Annotated in this window: 12 protein-coding genes; 4 read left to right on the top strand and 8 right to left on the bottom strand. The window is 70.7% G+C overall.

Annotated features, from left to right (window positions below; all coding sequences use genetic code 11):
• Positions 1–31: 31 nt before the first annotated feature.
• Positions 32–2263: a pectinesterase family protein gene (locus tag ETD85_RS66835; RefSeq protein ID WP_276617225.1), complete on the top strand. Its 2232-nt coding sequence runs from the start codon at positions 32–34 to the stop codon at positions 2261–2263.
• Between the two features lie 66 nt (positions 2264–2329).
• Here ETD85_RS66835 and ETD85_RS13950 read toward each other — a convergent pair whose 3' ends face one another.
• The 4 genes from ETD85_RS13950 to ETD85_RS13935 form a co-directional block, all read right to left on the bottom strand.
• Positions 2330–3544, bottom strand: a complete 1215-nt coding sequence (locus tag ETD85_RS13950; RefSeq protein WP_138690110.1) for a cytochrome P450 family protein — start codon at positions 3542–3544, stop codon at positions 2330–2332.
• Between the two features lie 143 nt (positions 3545–3687).
• Positions 3688–5739 (bottom strand): ATP-binding protein, encoded by a 2052-nt coding sequence (locus ETD85_RS13945; RefSeq protein WP_206058297.1) that lies wholly within the window; start codon positions 5737–5739, stop codon positions 3688–3690.
• 214 nt (positions 5740–5953) lie between these two features.
• Positions 5954–9196 (bottom strand): discoidin domain-containing protein, encoded by a 3243-nt coding sequence (locus ETD85_RS13940; RefSeq protein ID WP_240779139.1) that lies wholly within the window; start codon positions 9194–9196, stop codon positions 5954–5956.
• Positions 9193–10581, bottom strand: a complete 1389-nt coding sequence (locus tag ETD85_RS13935; protein WP_138690107.1) for a glycoside hydrolase family 43 protein — start codon at positions 10579–10581, stop codon at positions 9193–9195. Before ETD85_RS13935 ends, ETD85_RS13940 begins: the two co-directional genes overlap by 4 nt.
• Before the next feature lie 327 nt (positions 10582–10908).
• On the opposite strand from ETD85_RS13935, the gene ETD85_RS13930 reads away from it, so the two are divergent.
• Positions 10909–11736, top strand: coding sequence for an intradiol ring-cleavage dioxygenase (locus ETD85_RS13930; protein WP_138690106.1), 828 nt, complete (start codon positions 10909–10911; stop codon positions 11734–11736).
• 101 nt (positions 11737–11837) lie between these two features.
• Positions 11838–12722, top strand: a complete 885-nt coding sequence (locus ETD85_RS13925) for a dioxygenase family protein (protein WP_138690105.1) — start codon at positions 11838–11840, stop codon at positions 12720–12722.
• Here the strand turns inward: ETD85_RS13925 and ETD85_RS13920 are convergent.
• A complete protein-coding gene (locus ETD85_RS13920; RefSeq protein WP_206058296.1) occupies positions 12719–14794 on the bottom strand; it encodes an elongation factor G in 2076 nt (691 codons plus the stop codon). The genes ETD85_RS13925 and ETD85_RS13920 overlap by 4 nt on opposite strands.
• 199 nt (positions 14795–14993) lie before the next feature.
• Between ETD85_RS13920 and ETD85_RS13915 the strand changes: the two genes are divergently transcribed.
• Positions 14994–16970 carry an APC family permease gene (locus tag ETD85_RS13915; RefSeq protein WP_138690103.1) on the top strand — a complete coding sequence of 659 codons (1977 nt, stop codon included), beginning with the start codon at positions 14994–14996 and terminating at the stop codon, positions 16968–16970.
• 14 nt (positions 16971–16984) lie between these two features.
• Here ETD85_RS13915 and ETD85_RS13910 read toward each other — a convergent pair whose 3' ends face one another.
• From ETD85_RS13910 to ETD85_RS63075, 3 genes are all read right to left on the bottom strand, one after another.
• Positions 16985–17893 carry an oxidoreductase gene (locus ETD85_RS13910; protein WP_138690102.1) on the bottom strand — a complete coding sequence of 303 codons (909 nt, stop codon included), beginning with the start codon at positions 17891–17893 and terminating at the stop codon, positions 16985–16987.
• Positions 17890–18363, bottom strand: coding sequence for a hypothetical protein (locus ETD85_RS13905; RefSeq protein ID WP_138690101.1), 474 nt, complete (start codon positions 18361–18363; stop codon positions 17890–17892). The genes ETD85_RS13910 and ETD85_RS13905 overlap by 4 nt, the downstream gene beginning before the upstream one ends.
• Before the next feature lie 217 nt (positions 18364–18580).
• Positions 18581–18733: a hypothetical protein gene (locus ETD85_RS63075; RefSeq protein ID WP_170246658.1), complete on the bottom strand. Its 153-nt coding sequence runs from the start codon at positions 18731–18733 to the stop codon at positions 18581–18583.
• Between the last annotated feature and the right edge of the window lie 33 nt (positions 18734–18766).

Genomic DNA, 18766 nt, shown 5'->3' with positions numbered 1-18766 from the left:
GTTGCGCATGCGACTTCTGTTACTCCCCCCATTGATCGCCCTGACAGTGCTCGCGACGGCGGCGACCCCCGCGGCGGCGGCCACCCGCGCCACCCTCGTGGTCGCGGCCGACGGCTCCGGCGACCACACCACGGTCCAGGCCGCCGTCGACGCCGTCCCCGCCGCCAACACCAGGCCGGTCACCATCCTGGTCCGCAAGGGCACCTACAGGCAGCAGGTGGTGATCCCGGCCGACAAGCCGTACATCTCCCTGGTGGGCGACACCCGGGACCCGCGCGAGGTGGTGCTCACCTTCGACGCCGCCGCCGCGACCCCCAAGCCGGACGGCTCGGGCCCGTACGGCACCTCGGGCAGCGCCTCGTACGTGATCAGCGCCCCCGACTTCACCGCCCGCAACCTCACCTTCGAGAACTCCTACGACGAGGCCGCCCACGGCAACAGCCAGGCCGTGGCCGTACGGACCACGGGCGACCGGCAGGTGTACGACAACGTCAGGTTCATCGGCAACCAGGACACCCTGTACGCCAACACCGCCTCCGCCACCACGACCGCCAGGCAGTACTTCCACGACTGCTACGTCGAGGGCGACGTCGACTTCATCTTCGGCCGCGCGACGGCCGTCTTCGACGACTGCGTCATCAAGGCGCTGACCCGCGGCAGCACCGACAACAACGGCTACGTCACCGCCGCCAGCACCGAGCTGAGCAACCCGTACGGCTTCCTGATCTACCGCAGCCAGCTCACCAGCAACGCCCCCGCCAAGACGTTCCACCTCGGCCGCCCGTGGCCGGCCGGCGGCTCCACCACGGCCCGCGGCCAGGTGCTGGTGCGCGAGTCGTGGCTGGGCCAGCAGTTCAAGGACGCCCCCTGGACCGACATGTCGGGCCTGAACTGGCGCGAGGCCCGCCTGTCCGAATACCGCAACCACGGTCCGGGCGCCACCGTCAACGACGACCGCCCGCAGCTCACCGCCGACCAGGCGAAGGCGTTCACCCCCGAGCGGTACCTGGCCGGCGCCGACGGCTGGAACCCCGTACGCCGACAACGCCCTGCCCCGCACGAGCCCGGCCGCGAGGTCCTGCCCCGCGACGACGGCTGGGCGGCGGCCGGCACCGGGACCACGGGCGGCTCAGCCGCGCGCCCGGAGAACGTGCACGCCGTCTCGACCAGGGCGCAGCTGCTGTCGGCGCTCGGCGACCCGGCGGACAACACCCCGAAGATCATCTATATCGAGGGCGCGATCGACGCCGACACCAGCGACTCGGGCGCCCCGCTCACCTGCGCCGACTACGCCGTCAACGGCTACAGCCTGGCGGCCTACCTGGCCGCCTACGACCCGGCCGTCTGGGGCAGGACCGCCGTCCCGTCGGGACCGCTGGAGGAGGCCCGCAAGGCGTCCTACGCCAAGATGGCCGCGCACGTCTCCATCGCGGTCGGCTCCAACGTCACCCTGGTGGGCGCGGGCAGGGACGCCGCGCTGAAGAGCTTCGGGGTGCGGATCGCGGGGGCCGACAACGTCATCGTCCGCAACCTCACCATCACCGACACCTCCGACTGCTTCCCGCAGTGGGACCCGACCGACGGCGCGGACGGCAACTGGAACGCCTCCTTCGACAACGTCGAGGTCTCCGCCTCGACGCACGTCTGGCTCGACCACAACACCTTCAACGACGGCGACAACCCGGACTCCGGCCAGCCGCTCTACTTCGGCCGCCCCTACCAGGTGCACGACGGCCTGCTTGACGTGGTCCGCGCCTCGAACTACGTCACGCTGTCCTGGAACCACCTCAGCAACCACGACAAGGTGACGCTGATCGGCAACACCGACAACGAGAGCAGGTACGGCGAGGCGGGCAAGCTCAAGGTGACCCTGCACCACAACTATTTCCAGGGCCTCGGCCAGCGCACGCCCCGGGTGCGCTTCGGCCAGGTGCACATCTACAACAACTACTACATGGGCGGCGGCCCCTACGCCTACAGCATCGGCGTGGGCTTCGGCTCCCAGGTCTACGCGGAGAGCAACGCCTTCGACGGCATCCCGGCGGCGAACGTGCTGTCGGTGCTGAACGGCACCACGATCACCGCCAAGGACAACCTCGTGGACCGGCGGCCGGCCGATCTGGTGGCCGCGTACAACGCCGCCAACGGCACGGCGCTCGGCTCCGACGCGGGCTGGACGCCCACCCTGTTCACCCGGATCCACCCGCCGCAGGTCCTGCGCGTCCTCGTGCCCACCGGCGCGGGCGCGGGTCGCCTGCGTTGATCCCGCCGTCCAGGCGTGCCGCCGCCGACCTGCCCGTCCACCGCGGCGGCACGCCTGGACCGGCGCTCAGCCGAGCCGCACCGGCAGCGCGGCCGGCCCCTCCGTGATGATCGACGACGTGTACGCGAGCTCGTCCTCGCCCACCGCCGGCCGCAGCCCGGGGAACCTGGTGAACAGCGACGACAGCGCGATCCGGGCCTCTAGCCTGGCCAGGGGCGCGCCGAGGCAGAAGTGCGGCCCTTTGCCGAAGCCCAGGTGCGTCTCCGGAGCACGCGTCACGTCGAACCGCTCCGCGCCGGCCCCGAACCTGGCCGGGTCGGTCCCGGTCGCCCCGAACCCGATGACCAGGGCCTCCCCCGCGGGCACGCGCACCCCGGCGATCTCGACGTCCCGCAGCGTGTAGCGCAGCACGGAGTTGATCACCGAGTTGCGGCTGCGCAGCGCCTCCTCCACGACCTGCTCCCAGACGTCCTTGTCCTGGGCCAGGGCGAGCTGCTCGGGGTCGGCGCACAGGGCGACGACGGCGTTGGCGATCAGGTGCACGGTGGTCTCGTGCCCGGCGATGATCACCACCCAGAGGATCCAGAGCATCTCGTTGTCGGACAGCCGGTCGCCGTCCTCGTCCTGCGCCTGGATCAGCGCCGTGGTCAGGTCGTCGCCCGGCTCGCGCCTGCGCCGCCCGATGTGCCCGGCCAGGTACGCCATCATGGCCGCCCCCGCCTCCGCCGCCTGCTGCGGGGTGGCGTCGTGGGAGACCAGCACCTTCGTCCAGTCGCGGATGCCGTCGCGCTCGTCCGCCGGCACGCCGAACAGCTCGCAGATCACGGTGACGGGCAGCGGCTCGGTGAAGTGGCGTACGAGGTCCACGCCGTCGCCCTCGGCCGCCACCCGGTCGAGCAGCTCGTCGGCCAGCGCCTGGATGCGGGGTGCGAGCCCGTTGACGCGGGCGGGGGTGAAGGCCCGGTTCACCAGGCTCCTGAGCCTGCGATGGTCGGCGCCGTCCTTGGTGAGCAGGTGATCGCCCTCGATGACCTGCCGCATGGGCCAGTCGGCGGGGATCGTGCCGTCGTGCAGGGCGGGGAAGTTCCTGGAGTCCTTGCTGTAGAGGATCCCGTCGTCGCCGAGCACCTCGTTGATCGCGTCGTAGGAGGTCACGGCCCAGGCCCGCACCCCGCCCGGCAACTGGACGGGGACGACCGGTCCGTGTTCGTCGCGCAGGCGGCGGACGGTCCGCGAGGAACGCTCACCCGGGGCCGGAAATGGGAGCGGAGGGGTTTTCACGGCATTTCTCCAATGTGCGAGTTGGCTCTCACTCTCCGTGATGACGACCCCGCGTCCAAGTCACCTGTCCGGCGCTGTCACCGGAGGGAGCGCGACTTCTGCCCCTTCCGCCACATAGGAGCTCCAGGTCCGGGCTTCCCCGATCAGAGGAGCCCGCCGTTCGGCAGGTCCTCGCCCTCCGGCTCCAGCGCGAACGCGATGCCCGCGTCGATGTCGCTGTCGAAGCCGGTCTGGAAGGCCACGTGGTAGGCGTTGTCGCCGAGCGTCTCGCGCGACTGCCGCTCGCACGCCTTCCTGGCCGCGACCCACGTGGGCACGTCGGCCTGGGCCCGGCCGTTGGTGCTCCAGATGCGCTCGGCCAGCCCGAGCAGCCGGGCCGCCCGCACGGCCCGGCCGGCCGCGCCGGCCGCCTGCGCGAGCAGGTCCACCGTCAGCCCGATCCCGAAGCTGTCGTGCAGCCGCTGCTTGGTACGCAGCGCCTCCTGCCCGTAGACGACGGCCGCGGCCACCCGCCCGGCGGCCAGCTCGGCCTGCCCGCGCAGCAGATCGCCGTGCGAGCGCATCGACTGCTCGCCCCGCTGGTCGCAGAGCGCGCGCAGGTCGTCGAGCACGGCGATGGCGTCATCCACCTGGGCCTCCGCGATGTGCGAGACCGCCCGGACCATCAGGGCCAGCAGCTTGGCCAGGGTGAGAGGCTCGTCGCTCCACCGGGCGAGGTAGAGGGACTCCGACTGGGCCATGGCGCGCAGCAGGTCGCCGCGGATCAGCCCGGCCGAGGCGCGCAACGCCTGGACGCACATCTCCGCGTAGGCGTCGCCGGGGTCCGCGGCGGCCGCGCAGTCGTCGGCCCTGGCCTCGGTGTCGTCCGCGTCTCCTTGCGTCGCCGCCAGCAGGCCGTCGGACCACAGGGCCTGCACCATCGGCCTGCCCGGCTTGGCGCCGAGTGCCAGCGCCTGCCCCAGGAAGTGACGGCCCTCCTTGGCGTAGCCGCAGCCGTACCAGAAGAAGCCGAGCGAGCCGGCCAGCTCGACCGCGGCGGCGCCGTCGCGCCTGTTCAGGGCGAACTCCATCGCGGCGCGCAGGTTGTCGTGCTCGCCGACCATCCGGTCGTACCAGGCGGTCTGGCCGGGGCCCACCCAGCCGGCCGCGCCCCTGGCGGCCAGCGCCAGGTAGTGCTCGAAGTGCCGCTGCCTGAACCGCTCCTCCTCGCCCAGGCCGCGCAGCCAGCCCGCGCCGTATTCGCGCAGCGTGTCCAGCATGCGGTAGCGCTCGCCCGCGCCGGTCGGCAGCCAGGTCAGGATCGACTCGTCGGCCAGCGCGTCGAGCAGCAGCCCGATGTCGGACTCCGGGAGCCGTTCGTCGGAGCACACCTTGCGGACCGCCTCGGCGTCGAAGTCCCCGGCGAAGACGGAGACGCGCGCCCAGAGCAGCCGCTCGGCGGGCTCGCACAGCTCGTGACTCCACCCGACCGCCGTACGCAGCGCCTGGTGCCACGGCGGGTCGGCGTCGGCCGCCAGGCCGGACTCGTCGCCGAGGGTGGCGAAGCGGTCGTCGAGCCGGTCGGCCAGGCGCTCGATCGGCAGCTCGCGCAGCCGCGCCGCGGCCAGCTCGATCGCCAGCGGGATGCCCTCCAGCCGCCGGCACAGCCGGACCACGGCCTCCTGGTCGTGGTCGGCCAGCTCGAACCCGGGCACGGTCTCGGCGGCGCGGACGGCCAGCAGCGAGACCGCGTCGTGGCCGCCCGTCCAGGTGGCGCCCTCCGGCGGGATCGGCAGCGGGTCCACCACGACCACCAGCTCGCCCGGCACGTCCAGCGGGCGCCGGCTGGTGGTCAGGACGCGCAGGTCGGGCACGGAGTTCAGCAGGATCTCCACGGTCTCGGCGCAGTCGGCGACCAGGTGCTCGCAGGTGTCGAGGACGAGCAGGACCTCGCGGCCGGACAGGTGCTCGGCCAGCACCTCGATCATCGGGCGGGTGGTCTGGTCGGTGAGCCGGAGCGCCTCGGCGATGGCGTGCGGCAGCAGGGAGCCGTCGTCCAGCGGGGACAGCTCCACGAACCACGCGCCGCCACCGAACTCGGGCCGGAGCTCCGCCGCGGCCCTCAGCGCCAGGCGTGACTTGCCGACGCCGCCCACGCCGGTGAGGGTCACCAGCCGCGAACGGCGGCAGGACCGCCTGACCTGCTCCAGCTCCACTCGGCGTCCGATCAGGCTCGTCAGTTCCGCGGGGAGGTTACCTGCCTGCCACTTACCTGCCATCGTGATCGCCACCCATCGGATGAAGTTGTAGCAGCAGCTTGCCTGATTCCACCGTGGCCCGTCACTAAAAGTGAGAAAGTAACTACTCCTTCACGCAGGCGTCGAGAGCGCGTCAAGGGAGGGGGCGGGACGCCGCCCCCTCCCCGCCGGATCAGGTTCCGTAGGCCCTGACCTCCAGGAGGCCGACGGAGCTGGTGCCGGTGGCGGTGAGCAGCACCCGCAGGCGAGTGGTGCTCGTGGCCGTGAAGGTGACGTTGTTGTACTGGTTCTTGCCCAGCGAGTACGCCGAGGCGCCCGGCACGTCCACGTACGCGCTGCCGTTCCAGTACTGGAGCTTCCACGCCGACGGCATGTCGATGCCCTGCTCGTCGTCGAAGAAGTACACCTCGGCCCGGTTCAGGGTGCGGGCCGCGGACCAGGTCAGGTCCACCCACTGCTGCCCGGTCTCCGGCCAGCAGCCCCAGCGCGGGTTCACGGTGTCGTTCGACGACGGCGGGTCGATCCCGTCGTTGACGGCGGTCACGCTCTCCCAGGAGGAGGTGTAGGACGCCGACGCCGTGGCCGAGGTCGCCAGGTTGGCGGGCGGTTGCACGCCTCCCCGGTTGTAGATCTTCACCTCGGTGAGCCCGGTCCTGGCTCCCGAGGCGGCCGTGGCCAGCACCCGTACCCGCTGCGCCGAGACGGCGGGGAACTGCACCACGTTGTAGTTCGCGCGCGGGGTCGCCGGCGACTTGGCCTGGCTCGGCACGCTCACCCAGGAGGTGCCGTTGTGGTACTGGACGTCGTAGGACGCCGGCGCCCGGTAGGTGGCACTGGCCGGACGGCTGTCCTTGAAGTAGAGGCGCACCTCGTTGAGCGTGCGGGCCGAGCCGAGGTTCAGCTCGTACCAGTCCTGGCCCGCTGTGGTGCCGCCCCAGAACGGCTCGTTGATCGGGAAGCCGTCCACGGCGCCCGCCGTGCTGCTGCCGGAGGCCGTGGTGGAGGCGGTGACGGTGGCGCCGGCGGCGAGGTTGGTGAGGCTCGCGGTCAGGTCGACGCCGGCCTTGGCGAGCAGGTCCACCATGCGCGTGCTGGTGTGCGTCACCTGGGTGGGCGACTGGAGGCCGGGGACGGCGACGTGGTAGCTGACCGTTCCGCCGGTGGTGACGTCACCGGTGGCCGGGTCCCACGTGAACGGCACCAGCGACGACACCGTGGCGGCGCGGCTGCCGTTGATGTAGATCGAGTAGCCCTCGGGCACGCCCGGGTAGCGCACGACGCCGTCGGCCGGGTCGTCCCAGACGATGGTCAGGTCGGCGTTGCGGTAGCGCAGGTTGTTGACGGTGAAGTGGGTCCAGCCGATGTTGATCGGCGAGAGCTCCACCTTGGCGTCGTTGCGCGGCCGCAGCCCGGCGACGTCCTCGATCACGGTCCAGTTGCTGCTGCCCAGGATGTTGTGGTGGATCCAGGAGCGGTAGGTGATCGAGGAGCCGTTCCAGTCGGCCCAGAACTCGTTGGCGTCGGGCCACTGGGTGTTGCCGCCCACGTACTGGGCCCAGGCGTTCCAGTAGAGCAGCTTCTTGTAGTCGGTCGCGGTCATCCACTCGTTCTGGTAGTCGCGCAGCACCTTGGAGTAGAGCCGGAACTGGACGGTGGAGTTGATGGTGGAGAAGTTGTTCGAGCCGGGGTTGCCGGCCGCGGCGGCGGCGGCCTTGTCCACCTGGTTGGCGGTGTAGAAGGGGAAGATCGGGTACTGGGCCGGGTCGTCGTAGAGGCGCAGGGCCTGCTTGTACGTCGCCGTGTTCGGGATCGCGCCGACGGAGAACGGGTAGTAGTTGTTGATCTCCTTCCACGGCACCCACTCGTTCGTGGACTTGAGCCGGTGCTCGAAGAGCTGCCTGCTCGGGTTCCACAGCACGCTGACGATGGCGTTCTGGATCTGGGTGGCGAGCGTGCGCAGCTCGGTGGCCTTGGCGGTGTTCCCCGCGGCCTCGTACGCCTGGGCCGCGGCCAGCGCGCCGCTGTACTGGTAGGCGGCCTCCGCCCGGTCCATCCGGCCGCTCTTCCAGTGGAAGGACACGGCGTCGGCGTCGTTGCCGGTCAGGGCGCCCCAGTCGTACTCGATGAGCTTGTTGTTGTCGGTGTCGTAATAGGCGAGCTGGCCCTTGACGTCCTGCTCGGCGTAGCGGGCCAGGTTGGCGGCGATGGCCGGTTGGCCGCCGTGGATCTGGTAGCTCTTCCAGGCCGCCTCGCCGATGTACTGGGTGTAGCTGTTGGACCAGTTCTCGGGGTCTCCGGGGTTGTCGAGGAAGCGGCCGTTCTTGGAGATCTGGCCGACGCTCAGCCAGTCGCCGTAGGAGTAGATCGGGTTACGCAGGTACTTGAGGTCGTCGATGTGCATGGGCTGGGTGAGCGCGATCGCGTTGTTGTAGCCCAGGACGCCTTCCGTCGAGGTGGGGAACTGGAACGTCTGCCCGGGGATGTCCGCGTCGAGGTGGTTGAAGCGCATCAGCCACCAGCGGTAGTAGATGTTCTTCTTGATGGCCGGCTCGGGCACGTCGATGTAGGGGACGTTCTGCGCCCACCACAGGTTGTAGGCGCGCACGTGGGTGGCGAAGGCGGTGGCGGCCGAGTAGCCGGCGTAGGCGTCGTACTCGGTGCGGGAGGCGGGGATCTCGTTGGTGACGAAGCCCATGACGACCTTGATGGTGACGGTCGCCCCGGCCGCGATCGTGACGGACCTGTTGAGGCCGCCGCTGGAGACGGTGAACCCGTCGCCGGTGAGCCTGGGGTAGAGCGTGGTGAGGTTGTTGTAGGCGTTGACCTGGCCGGTCAGCTCGCTGCCGCTGCCCGTGGTGGCGTACGGGGAGGTGGCCCTGAGCTGCAGCGTCGTCGAGGCGGTGCCGCCGTTGGTGATCGCCAGGTTGGTCACGGCGACGTTGTTCTCGGTGATGAACTTCGTCTGGTTGACCGTGATCGAGCCGCTGGTGTGCCGGCTCTTCCAGTGGCTGGGCGCCTGCCAGCGGGAGGCCACCTGCTCGGTGAACGTGCCCGGGGTGATGGCGACGGTGTAGGCGTTGTTGTTGCTGATGCTCTCCCAGTACGCCGCCTGCCCGGCGAAGCCGAGCGTGCCCGGCGTGTGGGTCTTCATGAACAGCGCCCGGCCGCGCGACATGAGCCAGGTCCCCGCGGGGTCGTTGCCCGGGCGGGCGAGCAGCCGGTCCATCCAGAAGTCGGTGCCCGAGCTCTCGGCGTCGTAGATGGCCTGCATCATGTTGCCGGTCGTGTACGAGCCCGGCGGGGCGGGGACGGCCGGGCCGTTGAAGGCCGGCAGGCCGATGGTCTGGTCCGCGTACGCCGGAGCCGTGATCAGGCTCGCGACGAGCACCAGGACGAGTAACAGGGCACGTCTCACGAGAAGGCTCTCCATTCGAGCACGCCGGTCGAATAGCCGGTCCTGGAGGTGATGTTCAGCCGCAGGCGGGTGGTGCTGACCGGGGTGAACGTCGTGGCGTTGAAGGTGTTGGCGGCCACGCCGCAGCCGGAGGCGCCGGGCACGTTGACGTAGGCGCTGCCGTTCCAGTACTGCACCTGGCACGACGCCGGCAGGTCGATGCCCAGGTCGTCGTCGAACCAGTACGCCTCCGACCTGGAGATCGTCTGCGCGGTGGGCCAGCGGTACTCGATCCACTCGGTGCCCTGGTGGTTCCAGTTGCCGTAGGCGCCGTGGCTGTGGTCGGCCGAGCTCGCCGGGGTGTAGCCGTCGTTGACCGCGGCGAGCGTCTCCCACGACGAGACGTAGGAGGTGGACGCGGTGGCGCTGGTCGCCAGGTTGCCCGGGGTGACCGGGCCGCCGGTCTGGACGACCTTCTGCATGGTTCCGTCGGCGTTGAAGTAGAGCTTGTCGATCGTCACCGACCGGCGGAAGTTGCCGCCGCCCGGGCTTGCGGCGTTGTGGTAGACCATGTACCACTGGCCCTTGTACTCGATGATCGCCGGGTGGTTGGTGGTCGAGGAGACCTGGTCGAGCACGACGCCGCGGTGCGTCCACGGGCCCATCGGGTTGCTCGCGGTGGCGTAGCGGATGCAGGCGTAGCCGGGCGCGGAGCAGGCCGAGTCGTTGGCGGCGTAGGCGAGGTAGTAGACGCCGTTGCGCTTGAACATCCAGGGGGCCTCCCAGAAGTTCGACACGCCGCTCGGGGTGACGACCGAGCCGTTGATCGAGGTCATGTTGGCGTTGAGCCGGGCGGCGCGCAGTCCGTAGTAGGAGCCCCAGTACATGTAGACCTGGCCGTCGTCGTCGGTGAAGACGGTCGGGTCGATGTTCAGCGGCGAGGAGTTGGCCGTGCTGTCGCTGACCAGCGGGCCGCCCTTGGCGTCGGTGAACGGGCCCGTCGGGCTGTTGCCGACGGCCACGCCGATGTCCATCCAGCCGGCGCCGTTGCCGTTGACGGGGACGTACCAGTAGTAGCGGCCGTCGGCGCCGCGCTCGACCTCTCCGGCCCAGGCGTCGGCCCCGGCCCAGGAGAAGTTGGAGATCGACAGCTTGGCCCCCTGGTCGGTGAAGGTCGCGGCGTCGGAGGAGGTGAAGACGTGCCAGTCGCGCATGACGAAGTTGGTGCCGCCGGATGGGGCCTCGTCATGGCCGGTGTACAGGTACAGCGTGTCGCCCACGACCAGCGCGGCCGGGTCGGCCGTGTAGATCGCGGTGGTGATCGGCGCGCCCGCGAACGCGGGCCGCGCGGTGGGGAGGAGGAGCAGGAGTGCCGCGGCGAGGGCCGCCGCCCATCGTCGTCTCATGTGTTCGCCCCTTGAATTCCTGTTAGCGCTAACATCACGGGATCGGGATCGATGCGGTGAACCTAAAAGGTTTTCGGGAACGTAGAACACGTGACCGTGGCTGTCAATCAACCACTGCAACCCGCTGCATAGGGGTTGACGTGCTTGATCGCCAGCCGGTCGGCGCTGATCAGCTAGCATACCGATAGTTACGGTTTGATATCACCGAAAAGGCTTTCGATACGGTGAGTAATGGTTTTGTGGCTACGCGGCTCGTGTCTGCGTGGAAAGCCGGGCCCCTCGTGAGAAGTTCGTGACCGTACCACCTGATGAGACGGGGGAGCTTCAGTGGGACACGATCACGAAGGTCAACGAGTCAGCAGACGGCGGCTGATCAGCGGCGTCAGCTCGCTCACGCTCGGCGGGCTCCTGGCGTCGCCGAGCGCCAGGGCCGCGGGGACGACCCCGCCGCCGCCCACGGACCTCAAGACGCTGCTGGCGAAGGCGGGCAGGTGCTCGCTCACCTCCGCCACCACCCAGGGACCCTTCTACTTCGACGCGGACAAGATCCGCAGCGACATCCGCGAGGACAAGCAGGGTGCGCGGCTGCGGCTGGCCATCAAGGTCCAGGACAGCGAGGGGTGCCGGCCGCTGCGCGACGCGGTGGTGGAGATCTGGCACTGCGACGCGCAGGGGCTCTACTCCGGCGCGGAGGCGGAGTCGAAGAGCGACGCCACCGGGCCGCCGACCAGGAGCGCCAGCAACGCTTCCGCCGCCACCCCGGTCCTTTTCGTCGACATCGACAAGTCGGACATGGCCGACCTGAAACCCACCGACGACACGCGCTACCTGCGCGGCGCGCAGGTGACCGACGGCGACGGCGTCGTGCAGTTCACGACCATCTGGCCGGGCTGGTACCCGGGGCGCACGGTCCACATCCACGCCATGGTCCACTCCGGGGACCAGCGGGTGCTGGGGACGCAGCTCATGTTCGACGAGGCGCTCAACGCGGAGGTCCTGGCCAAGCCACCGTACGCGGGGCACAAGGGGCGGAAGGTCTACAACCGCGATGACGGCATCTTCCACGACAGCATGCTGGTGCGGGTCGCCAGGGACGGCGACGGTTACCTCGGCGCCATCGTGTTGTCCGCCGACTCCGACAAGGACGGCGGCTGACCTGCACTAACTCACAAAACCTTCATGCTCGACAAAGGAGGCATAAACGACATCTCTCCTACTCTGTGGTCCGAAGACGTCGGACACCAGAGAGGTGCTCAGTGGGACACGACCACGAAGGCCAGCGAGTCAGCCGGCGACGGCTGATCACCGGAATCAGCTCGCTCGGACTGGGCGGCCTGCTGGCCGCCTGCGGCAGCGGCTCCGGCACGGCGGCCGTCACCACCTCCACGGGAGCCACCGTGACGCCGCAGGCCACCACCGCCAAGGACCTCACCGCGCTCTTCGCCGAGGCGAACACCTGCGCGCTGACCGCCACCACCACCCAGGGCCCGTACTACTTCGACGCGGACAAGATCCGCAGCGACATCCGCGAGGACAAGCAGGGCGTGCGGCTCCGGGTGGCCGTCAAGGTCCAGGACAGCGAGACGTGCAAGCCGCTGAACAACGCGGTGGTGGAGATCTGGCACTGCGACGCGGCCGGGCTCTACTCGGGGGCCGAGGCGCAGTCGACGGGTGGAGGCGGCGGCGCGCCCCCGAGCGGGGTGCCGAGTGGAGCGCCGACCGGGCCGCCCCCGAGCGGCGGCCCCGGTGGCGGGGGTCCCGGTGACGGCCAGGGCGACATGGGCGACCTGAAGCCCACCGACGACAAGCGCTACCTGCGTGGCGCGCAGGTCACCAACGGCGACGGGATCGTGGAGTTCACCACCATCTGGCCCGGCTGGTACCGAGGGCGCACGATCCACATCCACGCGATGGTCCACTTCAGCAACGAGCGCGTGCTGACCACGCAGGTCATGTTCGACGAGCAGCTCAACAGCGCGGTCATGGCGAAGGCGCCGTACGCGGAGCACACCGGGCGCGACACGTTCAACGACGGCGACAACATCTACAAGGACGAGATGCTGATGAAGATCGCCGAGGAGGACGACGGCTATCTGGGCGTCATCGTCTTCTCCGCCGACTCCGACAAGGACGGCGCCTAGACCCGCCGTACGACGTGCAGCAGGTACTCCTTCCGGTCGAGGGGGTTGTGGTCGGTGCGCGGGCGTTCCGGGATCGGGCCGCGTACGGGCTGGTAGCGGCCGAAGCCGCACTCCAGCACGCCCTCGCCCCGGGTCAGGCCGGGGAGCAGTTGCTCCAGCTCGTGCACCCTGGCCGCCGGGATCTCGCCCTCGACCAGCTCCGTCGCCTGCGTACGCGGGACGGCCCCGAGCCTGGCCAGCACGGGCAGCACCGGGCCCAGCGTGTCGGCGGGCAGTTCGAGCCGGAAGCGGTGCATCGGCTCGAAGACCGTGGTGCCCGCCTGCTTCAGCGCGGCCATGAGCACCAGCGGGACCAGGTTGCGGAAGTCGCCCGCGGTGCTCGACATGCTCTTGTCGAACACGCCGCCGGAATGGCTCTGCCTGGCGTAGTAGCCGGAGTGCGTCAGCGTGACCACGCAGTCGGTGACCTCCCAGCCGTGCAGGCCCTGGAGCAGGCTCTCGCGTACCGTCTCCTCGATCGTGCGCATGAACGCGAACGGCAGCGAACCCAGCTCCACCTCCAACCGGAAGTCCACGCCGCCGCCGCACGGGCCGGGCTCGACGCGGAGGCCGACGGTGGCGAGGAACGGGTTCGGCGCCTTGGCGATCACCTCGACCGCCGCACCCTCGCCGGCCGGGCGTTCGACGCAGATCGTGGTCGTCTCGCGGAAGGTGACGTCGATGCCGAAGTCGTTCGCCAGCGTGGCCTGGACGACCTCCTTCTGCACCTCGCCGTAGAGCGAGACGGACACCTCCTGGCGCACGTCGTCCTGGCGCAGGCCGATCAGCGGGTCCTGCTCGGCCAGGTGGGCGAGGGCCAGGTGGAGCGCGCCCTTGTCGGACGGGCGGCACGGAACCACGACGGTCTCCAGGGTGGGCGGCGCGAAGTGGGCCCGTGGCGCCGCCTTCCTGGGCAGCCCGATCGTGTCGCCGATCCGGACGTCGGCCAGGCCCCAGAGCCGGGCGATCTCCCCCGCGCCCGCCGACGGCCGCCGGACGTCGGTCCCCTGGTCGAACACGCTGATCGCGGTGACCTTCCCCGAGCGCACCGGCTCCCGACCGCGGCCCTCCCGCCTGCCGTCGTCCCGCCCGCCGTCACCCGGGCTGTCGTCGGCCGGGCTGTCGTCGGCCGGGCTGTCGTCACCGGGGCTGTCGTCGGCCGGGCCGGTGTGGAAGCGGAGGCGGTCGCGGGCGTGGATCGCGCCGGAGAACAGCCGCGCGTACGCGATCTTCTCCCCCGCCGGGCCGCGCTCGACCTTGAAGACCGTGCCGGAGACCGGCCCCTCCCTGTCGCCCTCGGCGGCGGGGAGCAGCTCCCGGATGCCGTCGATCAGCGCGTCCACGCCCGCGCCCGTGATCGCCGAGCCGAAGTACACCGGGTGCACCAGCCCCTGCCCGGTCTGGGCCGCCAGCTCGGCGCGCAACCGGGCGTACGAGATCGAGCCCTCGTCGGCCACGTACGCGGCCAGCAGCGCCTCGCCCCGCTCGGCGAGCACGTCCGCCCAGCCGTCGATGAACGCCGCCTCGTACGGGGCGAATGAGGCGTCGCGGGTGCCAAGGGCGGTGGTGGCGCCCATGGCCACGACGGCCGGGGCGAGCTTCGCCGCGAGATCCCGCAATATGCCGTCATAGCGGGCACCGCGGCGGTCGATCTTGTTCACGAAGACGAGCGTCGGGATGCCGAGGCGGCGCAGCGTGCGCATGAGCACCCGCGTCTGCGCCTGCACACCCTCGACCGCGGACACCACCAGCACCGCGCCGTCGAGCACGCTCAGCACCCGCTCCACCTCGGCGATGAAGTCGGGGTGACCCGGGGTGTCGATGAGGTTGACCGTGGTGTCCCCGACGGCGAAGGAGACGACCGCGGACTTGATCGTGATGCCGCGCTGCCGCTCCAGGTCCAGGGAGTCGGTCTGGGTGTTGCCGTCGTCGACGCTGCCGACCGCGTCGATGACACCGGCGGCGTAGAGCAGCCGCTCGGTCAGGCTGGTCTTGCCGGCGTCTACATGGGCCAGGATTCCCAGGTTGAGCATACGCACCGAACGTCATGTCCTCTGGTTAGGTGACTTTTCCTTTCTTCGTGGGACATGAACGTTGCCCGCATTTCCTGCTCCCTCGGCTCGCCCGGACGTTCCCGCCAGCACAGCAGAGGCGCGTCAGCCGGGGCAACCTATTTTGGCCGCCCCGTACGCCCTAAGGTGGTGTCCGTTCTTGGCGAAAGGGGAAGATCCGGTGAGTGGTGGGCTTGCGATCCCGGAGGTCGTGGACAGCCCGTCCCGTCCGGCGCCGCCGTCGAACGGGCTGGCGCGCTGGCTGCTGCGGCATCGCGTCCAGCCGGTCGGCCCCGAGACGGCCGAGGGGCACGCCAAGCCGCAGGCGTGGTGGAAGGTCATGTGCCTGACCGGCGTCGACTACTTCTCGACGCTGGCCTACCTGCCCGGCATCGCCGCACTCGCGGCGGGAGCGCTGTCGCCGCTGGCCACGCTGCTCATCGTGGCGCTGACGCTGCTGGGCATGCTGCCGATGTACCGCAGGGTGGCGCGGGAGAGCCCGCACGGGCAGGGGTCGGTGGCGATGCTGGAGCGGCTGCTGCCGTTCTGGCGGGGCAAGCTGTTCGTGCTCGTGCTGCTGGGGTTCGTGGCGACCTCGTGGATCATCACGATCACGCTGTCCGCGGCGGACGCCTCCGTGCACGTCATGGAGAACCCCTACTTCCCGAGCTTCCTGCACGGCCACGAGGTGCTGCTGACCGTGGTGCTGCTGCTCGTGCTCGGCGGCGTGTTCCTGCTCGGCTTCACCGAGGCGGTCGGCGTGGCGATCCCGCTGGTCGCGATCTTCCTGCTGCTGAACGCGATCGTCGTCGCCGTCGGCCTGAGCTCGGCCCTGACCGACCCGGCGGCGATCTCCCGCTGGACCGAGGAGCTGACCAGCGGGCACGGCGGCTTCGGCGGCCTCATCGGGCCGGCCGTGCTGGCCTTCCCGCTGCTGGTGCTGGGGCTGTCGGGGTTCGAGACCGGCGTCAGCATGATGCCGCTGGTGGCGGCCGAGGGTGAGAGCGCCGAGCAGCGCCAGGAGTCGCGCATCCGCAACACGCGCAAGCTGCTGACCGTGGCCGCGCTCATCATGAGCGTCTACCTGATCGCGACCAGCTTCGTGACCACCGTGCTCATCCCGGCCGAGCAGTTCCAGCCGGGCGGCCAGGCCAACGGCCGGGCGCTGGCCTATCTGGCGCACGAGCGGCTGGGCGAGGCGTTCGGCACCGTCTACGACGTCAGCACCATCCTCATCCTGTGGTTCGCCGGGGCCTCCGCGATGGCCGGGCTGATCAACATCGTGCCGCGTTACCTGCCGGGGTACGGCATGGCGCCCGAGTGGGGCCGCGCCGTGCGTCCCGTGGTGCTGGTCTACACGGGCATCTGCGTGGCGCTCACCATCGCGTTCGACGCCGACGTGGACGCGCAGGCGGGCGCGTACGCCACCGGCATCCTGGCCATGATGGTCTCGGGCGCGGTCGCGGTGACGATCTCCGCCATCCGCCGCCGCCAGGGCCCGGCCATCGCCGGGTTCACCGTGCTCACCCTGATCCTGCTGTACGCGCTGGTGGAGAACATCAGGGAGAAGCCCGACGGCATCGCCATCTCCGGGCTGTTCATCCTCGGCATCGTGGCCATCTCGCTGATCTCACGCGTGTCGCGCACGACCGAGCTGCGCGCCGACCGGATCGAGTTCGACCAGGCGGCGCGGCAGTTCGTAACCGACTCGCTCGACCACGACGGCGCACTGAACCTCATCGCCAACCGCCGCCAGAAGGGCGACCGGGCCGAGTACGCCGCCAAGGAGGCCGAGCAGCGCGGCATGAATCCGGTGCCGGGGCGGGCCGACGTGCTGTTCCTGGAGATCGACGTGATCGACCCGTCCAGTTTCAGCGACGTCCTGCGGGTGCGCGGGGTCGAGGTGAACGGCCACCGCGTCCTGCGCGCGGAGAGCCCGGCCGCGCCGAACGCGATCGCCGCCATCCTGCTCGCCCTGCGCGACGCCACCGCGGTCCGGCCGCACTGCTACTTCGAGTGGGCGGAGGGGTCGCCGCTGGTGCACCTGTTCCGCTATCTCATCCTCGGGCGCGGTGACACGGCTCCGGTCGTACGCGAGATCATCCGTACGAGCGAGTCCGACCCGGCACGGCGGCCGGGCATCCACGTCGGCGGCTGATCGGCGCCGCGCGCTCAGAGTGCGTCGAGGGCGGCCTGGTCGTCCGGTGTCAGGCGGAGGCCGGCGGCGGCCACGTTCTCCTCCAGGTGGGCCGGCGAGCCGGTGCCGGGGATGGCGAGGACGACCGGCGAGCGGGCCAGCAGCCAGGCCAGCGCCACCTGTGGCCGGGTCGCGCCGTGCCGGGCGGCCACCGCGTCGAGCGTGCGCTCCTGCGCGGCGGTCGGCGCCATGCCCGGCGGCAGCCGCGAGGTGTCCAGGCCCGGCTTGAGCAGCCCGGCGGACAGCGGGAAGTAGGGGACGAAGGCGACGCCCTGCTCCGCGCAGGCCCGCAGCACGTCCTCGGCGCCCCGGTCGAGCAGGTGGTAGCGGTTCTGCACCGCGGCCACGGGAGCGATCTCGCGGGCCTCCTTGAGCTGCTCCACGGTGACCCCGCTGAGCCCGAGGTGGCGGATGAGCCCGCGCTCGCGGAGCTCGGCGAGCGCGGCGAACGACTCGGCGAACGGCGTCTCGTCCGGATGGAGCAGCCCGTCGCCGCCGACCCGCAGGTAGACCAGGTCGAGCCGGGCCCTGCCGAGGCGGGCCAGGTTCTCCTCGACCTGCTCGCGCAGCTCCGCCGGCCGGGCTGCGGCGTTGAAGGAGCGCCACTCGTCCCTGGCGATCCCGACCTTGGTGGCGATGACGAGGTCGTCCGGATAGGGGTGCAGGGCCTGCTTGATGAGGTCGTTGGCGACGTGGGGGCCGTAGGCGTCGCTGGTGTCGATGTGGGTGACGCCCAGCTCGACGGCGCGGCGCAGCACGGCCAGCGCGGCATCCCGGTCGGCGGGCGGGCCCCCGACCTGCGGTCCGGGCAGTTGCATCGCGCCGTAGCCGAGCCTGCCCACCGCCAGCTCGCCGCCGAGGCGCAGCAGTCCACCTAAGGTCATCTCGATTCCTCTCGCTGGGTACGGGTGCCGAGCCGGGCGCGTACGGACTCGACGGTGACGCCGCCCCCGGGATCGCGCTGGAGCTTGCCGCGTACGGTCAGGTCGTGGACGCCCTGGCGGGTGATCCCGAGCACGGCCGCCGCCACCGAGAACGGCACGGCGGACGCCGCCGGGTGCCCCGCGCGGCGGAAGACGGCCCGCCCGAACGGGGTGCCCCACCAGGCGGGCGGCGGGTCGAACGGCCCGTCGCCGGGGTAGAGCGCGCTCACCAGGCGGATCGCGGTGTACGCCGCCGCCTGGTCGTCCTCCCCGAGCAGCGTGCCCGCCCACTCGGCCGCCTGCCGGTCGAGCCGCTCGCGCAGCTCCTCACCCGCGCCGAACAGGATGTCGAGCGGGTCGATCAGGCGGCTGCCGACGATCCGCTTCAGATCCTCGGCGAGGGCGGTGTGGGTGTGCGTCCTGGCGTCCAACGGTGCTCCTCCGGCTGCTTGACGTTCAGCATCAAGCACTTGATGGCAGGCGTCAAGTACCCCGACCTGCTCGCCCACGGCGTCGGAGATCGTCGGGCGGCACGGCTGCTGCGCAAGGGGACGGACCTGCCCCTGTACGTGAAGCTGAGCGGGGCGGCCGCCGGGCCGCCCCGCTCGCGCGCGTCACCGGCCGGGTTGGTCGGCCGGTTGTCGCGGTCTATGCCGCGCCGTCCGCGTCCTCCGGCAGCCAGCCCTCCTCCTGCCCGTCATCGTCCCTTCGGTCGAGCGCCAGCTTGGCGATCCTGAAGCGGGCGCATCGCGCCTCGATCTCGCGTTCGTACTCGGAAGTCCACTGTTCGATCATGGCCATCAGACTGATCACAGGCCGGCCGGGCAGGTGGCC

It is taken from the genome of Nonomuraea zeae, from assembly GCF_005889725.1.
GTDB classification, from domain to species: Bacteria; Actinomycetota; Actinomycetes; order Streptosporangiales; family Streptosporangiaceae; genus Nonomuraea; species Nonomuraea zeae.
This window is presented reverse-complemented; position numbering and strand designations above follow the sequence as displayed.